Consider the following 1,330-nt stretch of genomic DNA (forward strand, 5'->3'; position numbering starts at 1 on the left):
TCAAGCGTCAACTAAAAAGCACAAACGATGGGGAGCGTTGGCATTATCTTTGGTTCTGCTAGTTCCCGGATTATTCATCTCCGGCGAGACTACCAAAGTCGAAGGTGCTGGCTATAACGAAATTGTAAAAGTAGAAAACTTTTCAAGTAACAATACGAATTATGAAGCTGCGTATAACACTAATAATATCGTCTCATTTTATAACAAAATAACCCTTAGCGACGGTAGTACGTACTATCTAGACGGTGATTTTATATTCTTGAAGATGCCACCTGGAGCAACTGCACTGTTCCCTCCATATCCTAGTAAAACAGAGATTGACTCTTACCCTTTTGTAGGTGCAGATGGCTATATTTACAAGAGTACAAAGTACCCGACAACTAAAATATCCGAAATAAAAGTTAAGACTGCAGTAGTAGGAGGTAATTCATCTAATCTTCAGTCGGGGACCAGTTACTTTGCAATTGGGGAAGATGGTCTCACATGGGCTTGGGGAACAGGATCAGGAGGCCAGTTAGGTAGTGGAGAGAAGCTGGATAGAGCTATTCCCATAGAGGTCGTTGATCCAGCTACAGGCGATCCAATATTAGGCGTGAAGAAAATAATTCCAGCACCAGAGAAAGGTGTTGTACTACTTACTAGTAATAAAGCTTATCTAGTAGGCTCTTCTTTTGGATTATCGTCTCTGGACTCAGCTAAGCCGGTTGCGATTGATAATTTCCCAGCGTATAGTGACCCTTTGAACGTTGATGTTTCTTATCTTGGTGATACTTCAGAGGCTGGCGCTAATTATGCCAAACAGCATATAGTAAACACGAATCCACCCGTTAAGTACGACTGGTATAGAGGTAATTTCAGACGTTACGTGTTAAAGGTTGATGACAAATCATACACCTTCTCATCCATTGACACAGCAATTGCAAATGACAAACAAATAACAGCATTGTCTGGATTAACTGCTCTTCCTCTAGACAAATCAAAGGCTAGATTCTATCCAAATAAAAATACGGATCTGAACACTTACACAGGATTGTATTTGGATAATGGAGCACTGTCCACCTGGGATACTTTAGGGACCAATATTCCTGTATGGAACGCATCTGCTAATGCTAAAACATTTGCAACAAAGGTTGAAATAGCAACTGGTGTTACTAAAGCTATGTTTAGTAGCAAAGAAAACACATACTGGTATATAAAAGATGATAAGTTGTACGCCGTTGGAGCGAATAACAAAGGAATATCTGGTACCGGTTCTGCAGTATTAACGACTCCATCCCGTATCCGTGGTTCTTCCGACCAAGTTGCAGAAGTTAAGGATATTGCGATAGCT

At 40.6% G+C, this 1,330-nt stretch carries 1 pseudogene; it reads left to right on the top strand.

What is annotated here, in order from left to right:
• Positions 1 to 49: 49 nt before the first annotated feature.
• Positions 50 to 1,330: pseudogene (locus ACQ76X_RS35885) on the top strand (hypothetical protein); the annotation flags it as partial.

Source organism: Paenibacillus sp. IHBB 3054 (assembly GCF_051594305.1).
Lineage (GTDB): Bacteria > Bacillota > Bacilli > Paenibacillales > Paenibacillaceae > Paenibacillus_AQ.